We start from the raw sequence: 16,271 nt of genomic DNA, 5'->3' as shown, positions 1-16,271 counted from the left end.
GCCAACCAAGCACTTGCTTGGTTGACTGTATAGCACACACAAAGCAGCGGTATTGCCTACGGGTTCTTCACACTTACCAGGCTCATCAGCCCGGCCAACGGGAAGTCACCCTCCAATTCCGCCAGGCTGGCGGTGTACATCGGCTCTGGCTGGCGCTGATGGCCGTGCTGCAAAAAGCTGATCAAGCTGCCGACCAAGGGCTGATGACTGACCAGCAGCACATTGTCATCCGTGTCGAGCTGTTCCAGCACCTGCAGTGGGTTGCCCTCCGGTGTCAGCCAAGGCACGGTGCGGACTTCTGGCTCGAACCCCAACACGTCGCGTACCAATTGCGCGGTTTGCTGCGCCCGCACATAGGGGCTGGCGATAATGGCGCTGAGCGGTTGGCCAATCAGATGCGCGGCACTGCGCAACACTTCGCCACGGCCATGCTCAGTAAGGTTACGTTCGGCGTCGGTGCGGGCATGCCCTTCTGCCTCGCCGTGGCGCAAAATCCACAGTTTCACAGTTTCGGCTCTTCATCGCGCACAGGGTGCGGCGCCGGCGGTACGCTGTGAGCGGCTTCGCCCTCGGGCGCGCGCGGGGTTGGCCAGTCGGCGAACGGCCAAGGCTTCTGCTCGCTATGGAAGCTGCCGAAACGGCCGATCTGCGCCAGGAACTGGCTGAGGCTGTCGCCAAAATTCATCAGGCCCAGGTTCGGCGCGCCGTAGATCAGTCGATAGATCAGTTGCACCACGATCAACGCGCCGAGAATGAATTGCGCCACTTGCCACACCAGGGCAAACACCAGCATCCACAGGATGCGCAGGACAATGGATTCGTACTTGGGGGCTGCTTTCGGATCGTTCATGACGCGTTCCTCAGTTGAAACCACTGGTGGAAATAAAGTCGACATCGGTTTTCGGCTCGGCGCGCATCAGCAACTCGATAACCTGGTTCAAAGTGCGCCCTTCAAACAGGATCGCGTGCAACCCCGCGACCAGCGGCATGTACACGCCCACTTCCTGGGCCTTGGCTTTCAGTACCTTGAGAGTGTTGACGCCTTCGGCCACTTCCCCCAGACGCGTCACCGCGTCTTCGAGGCTCAGCCCCTGGCCTAGGGCGAAACCCACCTGGTAGTTGCGACTTTTCGGCGACGAACACGTAACGATCAGGTCGCCGACGCCTGCAAGGCCGAGAAATGTCATCGGGTTGGCGCCTTGGTTCACCGCAAAGCGCGTCATTTCCGCCAGTGCACGGGTGATCAGCATGCTCTTGGTGTTTTCGCCCATGCCCAGCGCCACTGCCATACCGGCGATGATGGCGTAGACGTTCTTGAGCGCACCGCCCAACTCGACGCCGAAACGATCACCACTGGCATACACGCGGAAAGTACGGCCATGCAGCACCGCCTGGACACGTTCGCACAGGGCTTCGTCTTCGCTGGCGACCACAGTGGCGGTCAGCGCGTGCTCGGCGACTTCCCGCGCGAGATTCGGCCCGGACAACACGCCAATACGTGCCTGGGGCGCGATTTCTTCAAGGATTTCGCTCATCAACTTGAAGGTTTGCGCCTCGATGCCCTTGGTCAGGCTGACCAGCATCTTGCCTGCCAGACGTTCGGCATGGGGCGCCAATACCGAGCGCAAGGCACTGGAGGGCAGCGCGACAAAGCACAGATCGCAGTCCGTCAGGGTAGCCAACAGATCGGTGACCGGCTCGACCGCCGGATGAATCTTGATGCCTTTGAGGTAACGAGGGTTTTCCCGATGCACGCGGATGGCCTCGGCCTGCTCGGGATCGCGCATCCACTGACGCACCGCGTGACCGTTCTCGGCCAGCAGGTTAGCCACGGCGGTACCAAAACTCCCGCCTCCCAGGACCGCAATAGGGCGCTGCTCAGTCATATGCAATCCGTTAATCCATACCAGTGGCGATGGCGGCATTATACGGAGCGACCCGCTTGCGGCCAGCCCCCGTTTCAATTCGTGCGTCTGTGGGAAAATGCCCTACTCGTGTGACGTAATTGCAAAGGCACTGACTGGCAAATACCCCAGCCTCAGTTAACATGGGCGGCTATCCGTCATTATCAAGGCCGTGTCGTGTATTTGGGCCCTTCTTCCCATTCGTCTCTACTGCTATTGCTGTTGTGCAGTACATCAGTGCTGGCTGACGATCTGTTCCTCGACAGCCAGCCGCTGCCGCAGGTATTGACCGCCACACGCCTCAAGCAATCGGCCGCCGCCGTACCCGGCAGCATGACCGTGATCGATAGCGAGCTGATCAAAGCCAGCGGCGCACGGGACATCAGCGAACTGCTACGCCTGGTGCCGGGAATGATGGTCGGCTACACCACCGGCAACCAGGCTGCAGTGAACTACCACGGCACCAGTGCCAACGATGCGCGGCGCATGCAGGTGTTGATCGACGGGCGTTCGGTATACCGCGCCGGCCTCGCCACGGTGGACTGGAGCGATATTCCTGTGGCCATGGAGGATATCGAGCGTATCGAAGTCTTCCGCGGCCCCAACACCGTCAGCTACGGCGCCAATGCGTTGATGGCAGTGGTCAATATTCTTACGCGCTCACCGGCCAACAGCCACGGCTCAAGGGTAAAGCTGATTCGGGGCGAACGTGGGATCAACGACTTCTATGCCAGCCAGGGCGTGGGCTGGGAAACCGGTGATTTGCGCCTGTCCCTGTCCGGGCAGCAGGACGATGGCTTCGACAGCGATGCCGCCGGTGCTGATCGCCGCGACGGTCGCCGCCTCAACCGCTTCAGCCTGGCAATGAGCCAGACGTTGAACGCGCAGCAGAGCATCGACTGGCAACTGGATGCCAAGGAAGGCACCAATCAGCGTCCGTATACCTACACCCCAGTATTTGCCGGGATTACCGAAGGCGGTAACAACTCCGACGTCGCGGCCAAGGACTACGCCGGCTCCCTGCGCTGGAACATCGACTTAAATCCCGAGCACAGCCTGTATATCCAAGGCTCGGCCCAGCAGTGGAATCGCCGGCAAATTTGGAAGGCCTGCGACGCCAAAGTCTCGTTCAGCCCCGAGCTGACCCAGTTGTGGCAATTGAACCCAAATTACGCCGAACTGCTGGCCCGGCACATGGACACCTACAGCCAAGGCACCGCACCGCCGGGCAGTGCCGCCGAGCAAGCCCTGGCCAATCAGGTGCTGGACCAGTGGCGTAACGGCGCGAACCAGAGTGTGTGCGGTGACATCGACCAGAGCACTCGCGAAAGCCGCTACGACCTGGAGATTCAAGACACCCTCAGCCTGTCCGACAGCCTGCGCCTGGTCAGCGGCATGAACTACCGCTACGACCGCGCCGATTCCGACACCTACTTCAACGGCACCCTGGACGACACCACCTGGCGCCTGTTCGGCCAGTTGGAATGGCGCGCCAGCGAGCATTGGCTGCTCCAAGGCGGCGCCATGTTCGAAGACACACAACTGAGTGGCCACTCACTTACGCCAAGAGTGGCGGTCAACTATTTGATCAACCCGCGCCACGGCCTGCGCGCGGTGTATTCCGAAGCCATCCGTTCACCGGACATGTTCGAGAACAACGTCAACTGGAGCTATCGCGTCACCAACCTAAGCTCACCGGCCTACGGGCAGAGCTCCGGGCAGTACTTCGTGAAGACCCGGGGCCCGGGCAATTTGGACAAGGAACTGATGCGCTCGCGGGAACTGGGATACAACGGGTTCTTTGCCGATCTCGGGCTGACCATGGACGTGAAACTGTTCTATGACGAAATCACCGACATGATCAGCTCGCCCCTGCGCAACAACCAGTACATCGCCAGCAACGCCAACAGTTCGCGGTTCACCGGTGCCGAGTCGCAATTCGATTGGCGGGTGAGCAGCGCCGATCGTCTGCGGCTGACCTATGCTTACGTCGACGCCGCCACCAGCAACCCTCTGGACAAAGCCCAGACGGCGCGCAACAGTGGCTCCGCCGGCTGGTTGCGCGAATGGGGCCGCGGCTGGTCCAGCGCGCTGTTCTACTATGGCGATGACGCACTCAACCAATATCGCTTCGAACGGGTCGACCTGCGGGTGGCCAAGCGCATTGCCCTGGGCAACGCCAACGTGGAGCTGGCCGGCATGCTGCAAGAACGCCTCGATAACCAGCCCACCACTTGGGCCGACAACACTTACGACCATCGCCACGTCCTCTACTTCAGCGCGGAGCTAGAGTTCTGACATGGGCGACTCGTCACGGATGACCCGCTTCTTTATCTATAAGTGCTGCCGACGCGCCGTGCTGCTGGCCTGCCTGTTGCTGGCGGCACCGGCGTGGAGCGCCGAAATCCTGCTGACCGCAGACGAAGACGGTGCAGGCGTGCAAGCCTTTGCCCGGGCCCTGGCCCAGCAACGCCCCGAAGACCACGTTACTTTCACTCCTCTCAAGGACTTGCCCGCGCCCAGCCGCTTGCCCTCCAGTACGCGCTTGATCCTGCTGGACCTGCCTGGCCTGGACTGGCGTCTGCAGGACCTACAAGGCCCGCCGACCCTGGTGATGCGCATCAGTCGGCTACAAGCCCACCAACGTCCGGAGGCCTCGCGGCACGCGCGGATCAGCCTGTTGTGGAGCGACCCACCGCTGGAACGCCAACTGCGCCTGATCACCAGCATCCTGCCCCAGGCGCAGCGCATCGGTGTGCTCTACAGCACCGAGAGCGAATTCCTGCTGCCCGAGCTACGCCGCTATGCAGAGGCGCTGGAGCTGGCCATCGAACCTCAGCGCTGGGACAACACAAACGACAGCCGCCCACTGCAAAACCTGTTCAGGAGCAGCCACGTACTGCTGGGCCTCGACGACCCGCAACTGTACAACCCAAAGACCGTGAAAAACCTGCTGCTGAGCAGCTACGCCCAGCAATTACCGCTGGTGGGCCCGAATGCCGGGTTTGTGCGCGCCGGCAGCCTGGCCAGCACCTACAGCGACCAGACCGACTGGCTGGCGGTACTCGACCGCTTGCTGGACCAGCCGCCGGCCAGTTGGCCACGATCACTGTATCCAGAACATTTCAAAGTCTTGGGCAACCCGCAGGTCGCGCGCTCACTGGGCATTGAACAGGTGGACGAAGCCAGAGTCGCCGCCCGATTGGCAGAAGGAGAAAAACGCCCATGACCTTGCGTCGTCGTTGGGACATCAACACACGCACCCAGCTCATCACCCTGGGTCCGGCACTGTTGCTGACGTTGCTGCTGATCAGCTTTTTCACTTTCGTGCGTATCCAGGACCTGCGCCAGGAACTGGACCACACGGGCCAACTGATCGCCAACCAGCTCGCGCCCGCCACCGAATACGGCGTGATCTCAGGCAACAACGATGTGCTTGATAGCCTGCTGCGCGCGACATTGGCCACGCCCCATGTGCGCTTCCTGGAGATTCAGGACAGCAGCGAAAACATTCTGGTGTACGTCGAGCAGCCGTCGGAGAAACACGACCGCTCGCTGTCGGTGAAAGTCTTCCAGGCGCCGATCCGCCTGCAACATATCCAGCTGGGCAACGACTTTTTCGAGGACAACCTCAACGAATCCAAGGCGCCGCGCGCGGATTACCTGGGACGGGTGATTGTCGGCATGTCCAATGACGCCTTCAGCCAGCGTCAACAGGAGATTCTGTTCAAGGCGGGCATCCTGGCGTTGTTCGCCCTGCTGTTTACCTTCCTGCTCGCCCGGCGCCTGGCCGCCAGCCTGTCGCAACCGATCAGCGCCATGGGCAATGCCGTCAAGGCGATCCAGCAAGGCGACTACAAGACGCCACTGCCGATTGTGGATGATTCAGAACTGGGCGACCTTTCGAGGCACATCAACAATTTGGCCGAAGGCCTCAACCAGGCCAGTCGTGAACAGCAGCAGGCCATGGCGCAACTGATCCAGACCCGTGAAGAAGCCGAGCGTGCCAACAATGCGAAGTCAGACTTCCTGGCGATGATGAGCCACGAACTGCGCACGCCGATGAACGGCGTACTGGGCATGCTGCAACTGCTGGAAACCACCGAGATGACCGAGGAGCAGACTGAATACGCGGCGCTGGCCTCCGAGTCCACCGAGCATCTGCTCAAAGTGATCAACGATATCCTCGACTTCTCGCGTATCGAACGCGAGGCCCTGGAGCTGGAACATATTTCGTTCAACCTGGCCGACCTGATCAACAGTTGCGCCCAGGCCTTCCAGCACAGCGCGCAGCAGCGTGGGCTGGTGCTCAAGCTGCCGATCCCGCCGGGCATGGATGCACTCCGAGTGCAGGGGGATCCGACGCGGATCCGCCAGATTCTGGTGAACCTGATCGGCAATGCCTTGAAGTTCACCGAGCACGGCAGCGTGAGCGTCGAACCCCATTGGCAAACCCTCGACCATGAGCTTGTGTGGTTCACCTGCACCGTGCGTGACAGTGGCATCGGAATTTCCACGGAACGCCTGGAATTGATGTTCGATGCGTTCCAGCAGGCCGACAGTTCCATTTCAAGACGTTACGGCGGCACCGGGCTGGGACTTCCCATCGCCCGCACCCTGGCCGAGCGCATGGGCGGCACCCTCCGCGCTCAGAGCGAAGAAGGCCGTGGCTCGGTGTTTACCTTGGAAATTCCACTGGCCCTGGATCAACAAAGCCTGCCCGCGGTGGCCCAGAATGCTGAGGGCAAGCACAGTGCTGGTGATGGCCGCCATGTGTTGCTGGTGGAGGACAATCCGGTCAACCGCACCGTGGTGGAAGCGATGCTGCGCAGCCTGGGGTTCGAAGTGAGCCTGGCCACTGACGGTGCCGAAGCGATCCGCAGTGCCGAGAGCCTAATTTTCACGGCGATCCTGATGGATTGCCGACTGCCGCTGATTGATGGCTACGAAGCCACCCGGCAGATTCGCCAGTTGCCAGGGTGTGCCGACCTGCCAATCATCGCTCTCACCGCCAACGCCTTACAGGGCGACCGCGAAGCCTGCCTGGCGGCGGGCATGAACGATTACCTGGCCAAGCCGTTCAAACGTACGGATTTACAGCAAATCCTGCAGCGTTGGGTGCAATAGCGGTGCGCCATCAACCAAGTCCGACTGGCGTGAAAGACGAAAGTGCGGCAGTCTTAGGCACCCGAACGGGCCCCTCAAACGGGCCCGGTTTAAAATTTCAGTGAACAAGTGTACATTCAGTGCCTAACGCTGTGACTTTCACTACAACGCAATAGTCTATGTGTAGGCTGCCGACATGAGGCATGAACGCTTCATTCGGTTCGGGAAGATTTGCCCTACCCTGCCGCATGGGATTATTGAGGAGCTCGCATGACCAAACAAAACGCCTTTACTCGGGAAGACCTGCTGCGCTGCAGTCGCGGTGAGCTGTTCGGCCCAGGTAACGCGCAACTGCCCGCCCCGAACATGCTGATGGTGGATCGCATCACCCATATCAGTGAAGAGGGTGGCAAGTACGGCAAAGGTGAATTGGTCGCCGAGCTGGATATCACCCCGGACCTGTGGTTCTTCGCCTGCCATTTCGAAGGCGACCCTGTGATGCCAGGTTGCCTGGGCCTCGACGCCATGTGGCAACTGGTCGGCTTCTTCCTCGGCTGGCAGGGTTTGCCAGGCCGCGGCCGCGCCCTGGGTTCGGGCGAAGTGAAGTTCTTTGGCCAGGTCCTGCCGACCGCCAAGAAAGTCACCTACAACATTCAGATCAAGCGCGTCCTCAAGGGCAAGCTGAACCTGGCCATCGCCGATGGTTCGGTGAGCGTCGACGGTCGCGAGATCTATACTGCCGAAGGCCTTCGGGTCGGCGTATTCACTTCCACTGACAACTTTTAAGGGTTATCCGCATGCGCCGCGTCGTTATCACTGGTCTGGGCATCGTTTCTTGCCTGGGCAATGACAAAGAGACCGTCACCGCTAACCTGCGTGCAAGTCGCCCTGGCATCCGCTTCAACCCGGAATATGCCGAAATGGGTCTGCGTAGCCAGGTTTCCGGCTCCATCGACCTGCCCCTCGAAGAACTGATCGATCGCAAGATCTATCGCTTCGTTGGCCACGCTGCCGCCTACGCCTATCTGGCCATGAAAGATGCCATCGCCGACTCCGGCCTGAGCGAAGACCAGGTATCGAACGTACGCACCGGCCTGATCGCCGGTTCGGGCGGCGCATCCACCCTGAACCAAATGGAAGCGCTGGACATCCTGCGCGAGAAAGGCGTGAAGCGCGTTGGCCCGTACCGTGTAACGCGGACCATGGGCAGCACCGTTTCGGCCTGTCTGGCCACACCGTTCGCCATCAAGGGCGTGAACTACTCGATCTCCTCCGCCTGCGCCACCAGTGCTCACTGCATCGGTACTGCGGTAGAGCAGATCCAGCTGGGCAAGCAGGACATCGTGTTCGCCGGCGGCGGTGAAGAAGAACATTGGAGCCAGTCGTTCCTGTTCGACGCCATGGGCGCGCTGTCCACCCAGTACAACGAAACCCCGGAAAAGGCCTCCCGCGCCTACGACGCCAAGCGTGACGGCTTCGTCATCGCCGGCGGTGGCGGCATGGTGGTGGTCGAGGAGCTGGAACACGCTCTGGCCCGTGGTGCCAAGATCTACGCGGAAATCGTTGGCTACGGCGCGACGTCCGACGGCTACGACATGGTTGCCCCGAGCGGTGAAGGCGCTATCCGTTGCATGCAGATGGCCATGTCCACTGTAGATACCCCAATCGACTACCTGAACACCCACGGCACCTCGACTCCGGTCGGCGACGCCAAGGAAATGGAAGGTGTACGTGCGGTATTCGGCGACAAGGCTCCGGCCATCAGCTCCACCAAGAGCCTGTCGGGTCACTCCTTGGGCGCCGCTGGCGTTCACGAAGCGATCTACTGCCTGCTGATGATGGAAGGCAACTTCATGGCCGGTTCGGCCAACATCGACGAGATCGACCCGGTCGTCGCCGATATGCCGATCCTGACCAAGACCGTTGAAAACGCCAAGATCGACACAGTGATGAGCAACAGCTTCGGCTTCGGTGGCACTAACGCCACCTTGGTACTGAAGCGCTGGCAGGGTAAGTAAGACCTGTAGCTTGATCCACTGAAAAAGCCCCGACTGGTTCGGGGCTTTTTTATGGAAGACTGGAGTTGACCGGGTATACATCCGTTACTTGAACAACGGACATACACCCAACCTGCGCACTACACCGAAAACCGCGCCACCATCGAATTCAAATCCACCGCCAACCGCGACAACTCCTGACTCGCCGCACTGGTCTGATTAGCTCCGGCGGACGTCTGATGCGCCAGGTCGCGGATATTCATCAAGTTGCGATCCACCTCCCTCGCCACCGCCGCCTGCTGTTCGGACGCACTGGCAATCACCAGGTTGCGCTCATTGATCAGCGTGAACGCCGATGCAATTGCCTCCAGCGCCGTCCCCGCCGACTTGGCGATGTCCAGGGTGGAACGCGCCCGGGTGTTGCTCTGCTGCATTGAACTGACGGCTTGCTCCGTACCTTGCTGAATCCCACCGATCATCTGCTCGATTTCCTGCGTCGACTGCTGAGTGCGATGAGCCAACGCGCGCACCTCGTCGGCGACCACCGCAAAGCCGCGCCCCGCATCACCTGCCCGCGCAGCCTCAATGGCAGCATTCAGCGCCAACAGATTGGTCTGCTCGGCAATCGAACGAATCACATCCAGCACCTTGCTAATGCCATAGACCTTCTGAGCCAAGTCCTCGACCTGGGTCGCATTGGCGGTCACATCCGAGGCCAGCGCCTCAATCGACACTACCGTTTGATGCACCTGCTCACGCCCTTGCTGGGCGATACGGTCAGACTCGCGGGATGCCTGTGACGTGGCCACAGCATTGCTTGCCACCTCCTCCACCGCGGCCGTCATCTGGTTGACCGCCGTTGCGGCCTGTTCGATTTCCTGGCTTTGCTGGTGCAAACCACGGGTGGCATCCTCGGTAACGCAGCTGAGCTCCTCGGACGCCGACGCAAGTTGACTCGAAGACTCCGAGATACGCCGGATGGTGTCACGCAAGGTGTCCTGCATCCCCTTGAGCGCCCGCTGCAAGCGCGCGGGTTCATCCTTGCCACTCAGTATGATTTCCCCAGTCAGATCGCCGCTGGCAACGTTCTGGGCAACTTTGAGCGACTGCGCCAGTGGCAACACGATGCTGCGGGTCAGCCAGACCGCCAGGCCGATGGTGACCAGCGCGGCCAGGGCAACCATGGCGATCACCCAAGTACGCGACTGGCTGAATACATGCTGTGCCTGCTTTGCCGCTTCGTTGGCACTGGCCTTGTTTAGATTAACCAGGGATCGCAAGGTCAGTGCCATTTCGTCAGCCAGCTGATTCATCTCACCGTTGACCACCTGAATCGCTTCCTCCAGCCGGTTAGCCTTGGACAGCGCCACCACCTGCTCCTGGCGCTGCAGGTAGCGCTGCTCCTCGACCTTGAGTCGATCAAACAACACACGCTCCTCGGGCAATACGATCAACGCTTCGTACAGCCCTTCGGCGTTATGCAGCGCGGCTTTGATCTCGGTGATTTTCTGCTCGTTCTGCGCCACGGCCTGGGGATCGCGGGTGACCAGCAAGCGCAAGGTCAGCGCGCGAATACGCAACACGTCCTGGCTCATCTCCCCCACTGCCATCACGCTGGGCAGCCAGTTGTTTTCCACCTGATCAGACTGCTGGCGCATGTTGGCCATCTGCAGCAGCGCAAAGCCGCCCAGAGCAAACACCATCACCGCCAGCACGCCAAAGCCCAAACCGGCGCGCGGGGCAATATTCAAACTACGGATATTCATTGCCTGGATCCTTCCAAAAGCGCTGCATTCACCTGCAGCCGGTCTCCTGGAAGTTATCGGCGCTCTACTGTATTTGCGTAAGACGAAAACGCGATATCAACGTGCGCCACCATCGCGAGGTGGTTTAGGCAGAATGGCCAGGAAGTTATCCCGTGCAACCTTGTGGGCGACGTCTTCGGGCAATGCATCGAGGAAGGGATCAAAGCGGCGCATTTCCTTACCCAGCTTATTGAAACGCCCTACGACGTCCGAGCCCAGCATAAAACGCTCCGGGAAGCGCTCCACCAGCTTTACCCACTCCGGCCGAGGCTGACCCGCATCGTCCAGCAAATACGGCGTGAGCATGCTCCAGGACAGGTCGATATACAGATTGGGATAAGCCTCCAGCATCCGGCTTAACGTGGGCAGCAGGAAGTCCATCTGGACCTGATGACGGTGAATTTCCTTGCTGGTACCGGCATGGGCCCAGATAAAACGGGTGTGCGGGTGGTTGCGCAACGGCTCTTCGATCTCAGCCAAATACAGCGAGTTACGCTCGCGCTTGGAGGTGATGTTCGAGTGCAGCATTACCGGCAGGTCGTTTTCGGCGGCCAGGTGGTATATCCGCGTCATTGCCTCGTTGTTGGCACGCGGGGTATCGCCTGAGGTAAGCGCGGTGAGGTCATCGTGACGGGTGAACACCTCTCCAATGCCCTGCCAGAGCCCTGGATTAAGGTCGAGCATGCGTTGGATATGGGCGGCAGAGTTCTTGTCGTTGGGATTGAAGCCGCTTAGAAACGGATGAAAATGCTGGCGCTGTTCTGGGGTGAGCTTGTTCACGGCCGCAGCGACGATGACGTCAGTGGCGCTGTACCAATAGGCATCGGCGTCATCACCGGCGTAGTAGCGCGGGCGTTTGGGCTCGTCTTCGTGCCATTTCTTCGCAACGGGAATGCCGGAAATCATCACATGCTCGATGCGATTCTCGGCCATGGCCTTGAGCAATTTATCCATGCCGGCAGTTTCCTGGAAAAAATCCACGTAATGCAGGTGGGCGTCGCTGTAGGCATACTCACGCGCCTGCACAGCGAGACTACCGGCGGCGAGCAACAGGGCAAGACTCAGGCGGATCCAGGGCACGGTACAACCTCAATGGGGGCCAATACGGGTAGACCTTGTGCCCTGTGCCGAGGTTCATCGTGGAAAAACGCGGAACACTGAAGTGCCAGCATGCTCTATAACTGCATGACCTTCATCCTGCCACCCTGTGAGGTTTGCCATGCCTGTTACCGTGAACACATTGAACGCTGAAAACTTCCGCCACAGCGTCAACATCAACAACCACGAGCTGTTCACCGACCTGCCCAAGAGCCTGGGTGGCGACGACTCGGCGCCCTCCCCCCACGATTACTTCGATGCCGCGCTGGCGTCGTGCAAGGCCTTGACCGTCAGGCTCTATGCCCAGAAGAAAGATATCCCGCTGACCGGCGTGACCGTGGAAGTCACCCACGACGCCGCCGAAGAGCCAAAAGGCAAATACACACTCAACGTCAAATTGACCCTCAAGGGCGTACTCACGGACGCGCAGCGCGATGAACTGCATCGCGTGGCGGACAAGTGCCCGGTGCACAAGCTGATGACCACTGCCGAAATCAATATCGAGACCCAGCTGTCCGAAGGCGCATTCAGCCAATAGCGGCAACCTCTCGTCGAGCGGGTTATGCTTAATTACACCTAACCCGCTCAGACTGGGACGCACCATGACCACCCTCACCGTGATCCGCCCTCGCCCCGAAGACGTCGAAGGCCAGCCGATCCTGCGCCCCTTGCCCTCACGGGAATGCCGTAGCGTCGGGCCCTTTGTGTTCTTTGATCACATGTTGCCCACCCAGTACCCAGCGGGCAGCGGCATGAATATCCGTCAGCATCCGCATATCGGCCTATCCACTCTCACCTATCTGTTCGACGGTGCACTGCAGCATAAGGACAGCTTGGGTTCTGACCAGGAGGTGCAAGCGGGTGATGTCAGCTGGATGACTGCCGGCAGCGCGATTGCCCATGTGGAGCGCACACCCGAAGCACTCAAGGCCAGTGGCTTCAGCCTGCATGGGTTGCAAGTGTGGCTTGCGTCACCCAAGGATCATGAAACCGGGCCCGGCCATTACAGCCACCACCCGGCGGCGAGCCTGCCGATCAGCGACAACTTGGGCGTGCAGATTCGCATGATCGCCGGCAATGGGTTTTGCCTGAAATCGCCAGTGCCAGTGCTGTCGCCCACGCTGTATGCCGAGGTGCGGATGCAGACGGCCACTACCCTGCTGATCCCTGACGAGCATGAGCAACGGGCGGTGTACGTGCTGGAGGGTGAAGCACAGTTGGAGGGCGAGGCGCTTGAGGTGCAGAGTCTGGTGGTCTTGCCGGCAGGACAGGAGATGACGCTGTGCGCCGGGAGCGATTGCCACCTGGTGGTGTTTGGCGGTGCACCGCTGGATGGGCCACGGCGGATCAATTGGAATTTTGTCGCGAGCGATCCGTTGAAGATCGAGCAGGCCAGGCAGCGCTGGGCCGCTAGGGATTGGCCGACGGTGCCAGGTGAAACTGAAAGAATTGAGTTGCCCCTGAGATAGCAAACGGGGGCAAGTCGAATCTTCGCACCGCCCCTCCCACACTTGATCGGATTCACACGGTCAACATGTGGGAGGGACTTGCCCTCGGTGAGGCCGGAACAAACGCTTAAGCGTTAGCCCTTGAACACTTCATCCAACAAGTTATGCATCGACTGGAAGGCCCGTGCTGCGGTCTTCGCGTCGTACATCATCTTGCCCGGCACATTGGCCTCCGGGTCAGTGAAGGAATGCACCGCACCGCCGTAGCTCAGCAATTGCCAGTCCACGCCGGCCGCGTTCATTTCATCTTCGAACGCCGGCAGTTGCTCTTTTGGCACCAACGGGTCGGAAGCACCGTGCAGCACCAGCACCGAGCCCTTGATGTTCTTCGCGTCCGCCGGATTCGGCGTGTCGAGGGTGCCGTGGAAGGACACCGCAGCCTTCAACGGCGCGCCGGTGCGTGCCAGCTCCAGGGAGCAGCAACCGCCAAAGCAGAAACCAAAGGTCGCCAGCTTCGAGGTATCCACTGCGGCTTCGGTCTGACCTTGCAACTGCTCAAAGGCCGCCTGCATGCGCTTGTTCAGCAACGGGCGATCATTCTTCAACGGCATCATCGCGGCACCGGCGTCGTCGCCATTCGACGGGCGCACACTTTGCCCGTACAAGTCGGCAATCAGCACCACATAACCTTTGCCGGCAACGGCCTTTGCGATTTCTTCGGCACCCGCACTCACGCCCATCCAGTTCGGCGCCATCAACAAGCCCGGCAACGGACCCTGGTGGCTGGCATCGAATGCCAGGCGGCTCTCATAAGGCTGGCCATCAATCTGATAGACCACGGAACGCACAGTGACTTGGCTCATCATTTACTCCAGTTGAGGTGCAGTAGAACGAAAAAACCCGCCGAAGCGGGTTTTTCTACAACGGGGTCAAACCGACAGTTCAACCAACAGCTTGTTCAGGCGGCGCACATACGCGGCCGGATCCTTGAGGCTGTCGCCAGCGGCCAGGGCCGCCTGATCGAAGAGGATGTGCGACAGGTCGCCAAACCGCTCTTCGCTCTGCTCGCCGTCGAGTTTCTCGATCAGCGGGTGAGCCGGGTTGAATTCGAAGATCGGCTTGGAATCCGGAACCTTCTGGCCGCTGGCTTCGAGAATCTGGCGCATCTGCATGCCCAGGTCCTGCTCGCCGATGGCCAGGATCGCCGGGGAGTCGGTCAGGCGGTGGGAAACCCGCACTTCACTGACCGCATCGCCGAGGGCCGTCTTGATCCGCTCAACCAGGCCTTCTTTGGCCTTGGCGACTTCTTCGGCTTCCTTCTTCTCTTCTTCGGAGTCCAGGTTACCCAGGTCTAGGTCACCACGGGCAACGTCGACAAAGGTCTTTCCGTCGAATTCGCTGAGGTAGCTCATCAGCCACTCATCGATACGGTCGGTCAGCAGCAGCACTTCGATGCCTTTCTTACGGAAGACTTCCAGGTGCGGGCTGTTCTTGACCTGAGCGTAGGTTTCGCCGGTCAGGTAGTAGATCTTGTCCTGACCTTCCTTGGCGCGTGCCAGGTACTCGGCCAAGGACACCACCTGCTCGCCATCTTCGCCCTGAGTCGAGGCAAAACGCAGCAGGCCGGCGATTTTTTCCTTGTTGGCGAAATCTTCCGCCGGGCCTTCTTTCATGACCTGACCGAAGTTTTTCCAGAAGCCTTTGTATTGCTCAGGCTCGTTCTTCGCCAGTTTTTCCAGCATGTCGAGGACGCGCTTGGTCAACGCCGACTTCATGGAGTCGATGATCGGGTCTTTCTGCAGGATTTCCCGCGACACGTTCAGCGACAGGTCATTGGAGTCGACCACGCCTTTGATGAAGCGCAGGTACAGCGGCAGGAACGATTCCGCCTGGTCCATCACGAACACGCGCTGCACGTAGAGCTTCAGGCCTTTCGGCGCTTCACGCTGGTACAGGTCGAACGGAGCACGGGCCGGTACGTAGAGCAGCGAGCTGTATTCCAGCTTGCCTTCGACCTTATTGTGGCTCCAGCTCAGTGGGTTTTCGTAGTCGTGGGCGATGTGCTTGTAGAACTCCTGGTATTCCTCGTCCTTCACTTCAGTGCGAGGACGGGTCCACAGGGCGCTGGCACGGTTGACCACTTCCCATTCCTGGGCAGGCGCTTCTTCGCCTTCGGCGGCAGCCTGCTCTTTCGGCAACTCGATTGGCAGAGCGATGTGGTCGGAGTATTTCTTGATGATATTGCGCAGGCGGTAGCCGTCAGCGAACTCATCTTCAGCGGATTTCAGGTGCAGCACGATGCGGGTGCCACGGTCGGCTTTATCGATGGTGGCGATTTCAAACTCGCCCTCACCTTTGGAGGACCAATGCACGCCTTGGCTGGCGTCAAGGCCGGCGCGGCGGCTGAACACTTCAACCTTGTCGGCAACGATGAAGGCCGAGTAGAAGCCCACACCGAATTGGCCGATCAGGTGCGAATCTTTCTTCTGGTCACCGGACAGGTTCTTCATGAAATCAGCGGTGCCGGATTTGGCGATGGTACCCAGGTGGGTGATCGCATCGTCACGGCTCATGCCGATACCGTTGTCTTCGAGGGTGACGGTCTTGGCGTCTTTATCGAAGCTCACACGGATTTTCAGTTCGGCGCCACCTTCCAGCAACTCAGGCTTGGACAGGGCTTCGAAACGTAATTTGTCGACAGCGTCAGAGGCGTTCGAGATCAATTCGCGAAGGAAAATTTCCTTGTTGGAATACAGCGAATGGATCATGAGGTGCAGCAGTTGCTTCACCTCGGTCTGGAAGCCCAGGGTTTCCTTTTGAGTTTCCACACTCATGGTCATCAAACTCCAATTGGATGGCAGTGGCCGTACCCTTGAGGGTTGGCGGCGGGTTGTCATCAAAGTTGGGGGCTAA

At 60.0% G+C, this 16,271-nt stretch carries 14 protein-coding genes; 7 read left to right on the top strand and 7 right to left on the bottom strand.

Annotated elements, in window-relative coordinates:
- Positions 1–56: 56 nt before the first annotated feature.
- The 3 genes from sixA to LRO94_RS09660 are packed head-to-tail and all read right to left on the bottom strand — an operon-like array spanning position 57 to position 1,886.
- Positions 57–506 carry a phosphohistidine phosphatase SixA gene (gene sixA, locus LRO94_RS09670; protein ID WP_179179306.1) on the bottom strand — a complete coding sequence of 150 codons (450 nt, stop codon included), beginning with the start codon at positions 504–506 and terminating at the stop codon, positions 57–59.
- On the bottom strand, positions 503–850 hold the full coding sequence (locus LRO94_RS09665) for a DUF4389 domain-containing protein (protein WP_179179307.1): 348 nt from the start codon (positions 848–850) through the stop codon (positions 503–505). Before LRO94_RS09665 ends, sixA begins: the two co-directional genes overlap by 4 nt.
- A gap of 10 nt (positions 851–860) precedes the next feature.
- The gene (locus tag LRO94_RS09660; RefSeq protein WP_179179308.1) at positions 861–1,886 is read right to left on the bottom strand and encodes an NAD(P)H-dependent glycerol-3-phosphate dehydrogenase; all 1,026 of its coding nucleotides are present in this window, start codon (positions 1,884–1,886) and stop codon (positions 861–863) included.
- 195 nt (positions 1,887–2,081) lie between these two features.
- On the opposite strand from LRO94_RS09660, the gene LRO94_RS09655 reads away from it, so the two are divergent.
- From LRO94_RS09655 to fabB, 5 genes are all read left to right on the top strand, one after another.
- Positions 2,082–4,202, top strand: coding sequence for a TonB-dependent receptor plug domain-containing protein (locus LRO94_RS09655; protein WP_179179309.1), 2,121 nt, complete (start codon positions 2,082–2,084; stop codon positions 4,200–4,202).
- 1 nt (position 4,203) lies between these two features.
- Positions 4,204–5,133: an ABC transporter substrate-binding protein gene (locus LRO94_RS09650; RefSeq protein ID WP_122680090.1), complete on the top strand. Its 930-nt coding sequence runs from the start codon at positions 4,204–4,206 to the stop codon at positions 5,131–5,133.
- Positions 5,130–7,031 (top strand): ATP-binding protein, encoded by a 1,902-nt coding sequence (locus LRO94_RS09645; RefSeq protein WP_095184262.1) that lies wholly within the window; start codon positions 5,130–5,132, stop codon positions 7,029–7,031. The genes LRO94_RS09650 and LRO94_RS09645 overlap by 4 nt, the downstream gene beginning before the upstream one ends.
- Positions 7,032–7,280: 249 nt before the next feature.
- A complete protein-coding gene (gene fabA / locus LRO94_RS09640) occupies positions 7,281–7,796 on the top strand; it encodes a 3-hydroxyacyl-[acyl-carrier-protein] dehydratase FabA (protein WP_010211704.1) in 516 nt (171 codons plus the stop codon).
- Between the two features lie 11 nt (positions 7,797–7,807).
- On the top strand, positions 7,808–9,028 hold the full coding sequence (gene fabB / locus LRO94_RS09635; protein WP_012723103.1) for a beta-ketoacyl-ACP synthase I: 1,221 nt from the start codon (positions 7,808–7,810) through the stop codon (positions 9,026–9,028).
- Between the two features lie 119 nt (positions 9,029–9,147).
- On the opposite strand, the gene LRO94_RS09630 is transcribed toward fabB, so the two are convergent.
- Positions 9,148–10,773, bottom strand: coding sequence for a methyl-accepting chemotaxis protein (locus LRO94_RS09630; protein WP_099601489.1), 1,626 nt, complete (start codon positions 10,771–10,773; stop codon positions 9,148–9,150).
- Between the two features lie 96 nt (positions 10,774–10,869).
- On the bottom strand, positions 10,870–11,892 hold the full coding sequence (locus LRO94_RS09625) for an amidohydrolase family protein (protein ID WP_179179310.1): 1,023 nt from the start codon (positions 11,890–11,892) through the stop codon (positions 10,870–10,872).
- A 139-nt stretch (positions 11,893–12,031) separates the two neighbouring features.
- On the opposite strand from LRO94_RS09625, the gene LRO94_RS09620 reads away from it, so the two are divergent.
- Positions 12,032–12,448, top strand: coding sequence for an OsmC family protein (locus LRO94_RS09620; RefSeq protein WP_032889177.1), 417 nt, complete (start codon positions 12,032–12,034; stop codon positions 12,446–12,448).
- 64 nt (positions 12,449–12,512) lie between these two features.
- A complete protein-coding gene (locus tag LRO94_RS09615; RefSeq protein ID WP_179179311.1) occupies positions 12,513–13,379 on the top strand; it encodes a pirin family protein in 867 nt (288 codons plus the stop codon).
- Between the two features lie 113 nt (positions 13,380–13,492).
- On the opposite strand, the gene LRO94_RS09610 is transcribed toward LRO94_RS09615, so the two are convergent.
- Both LRO94_RS09610 and htpG read right to left on the bottom strand, forming a co-directional pair.
- Positions 13,493–14,221, bottom strand: a complete 729-nt coding sequence (locus tag LRO94_RS09610) for a dienelactone hydrolase family protein (RefSeq protein WP_179179312.1) — start codon at positions 14,219–14,221, stop codon at positions 13,493–13,495.
- 66 nt (positions 14,222–14,287) lie between these two features.
- On the bottom strand, positions 14,288–16,192 hold the full coding sequence (gene htpG / locus LRO94_RS09605) for a molecular chaperone HtpG (RefSeq protein ID WP_032889307.1): 1,905 nt from the start codon (positions 16,190–16,192) through the stop codon (positions 14,288–14,290).
- Positions 16,193–16,271: the final 79 nt, after the last annotated feature.

Origin of the sequence: Pseudomonas sivasensis (assembly GCF_021391435.1) — a bacterium.
GTDB classification, from domain to species: domain Bacteria; phylum Pseudomonadota; class Gammaproteobacteria; order Pseudomonadales; family Pseudomonadaceae; genus Aquipseudomonas; species Aquipseudomonas sivasensis.
The sequence above is the reverse complement of the archived record's forward strand: the minus strand, read 5'-3'. Positions and strand labels throughout refer to the sequence as shown.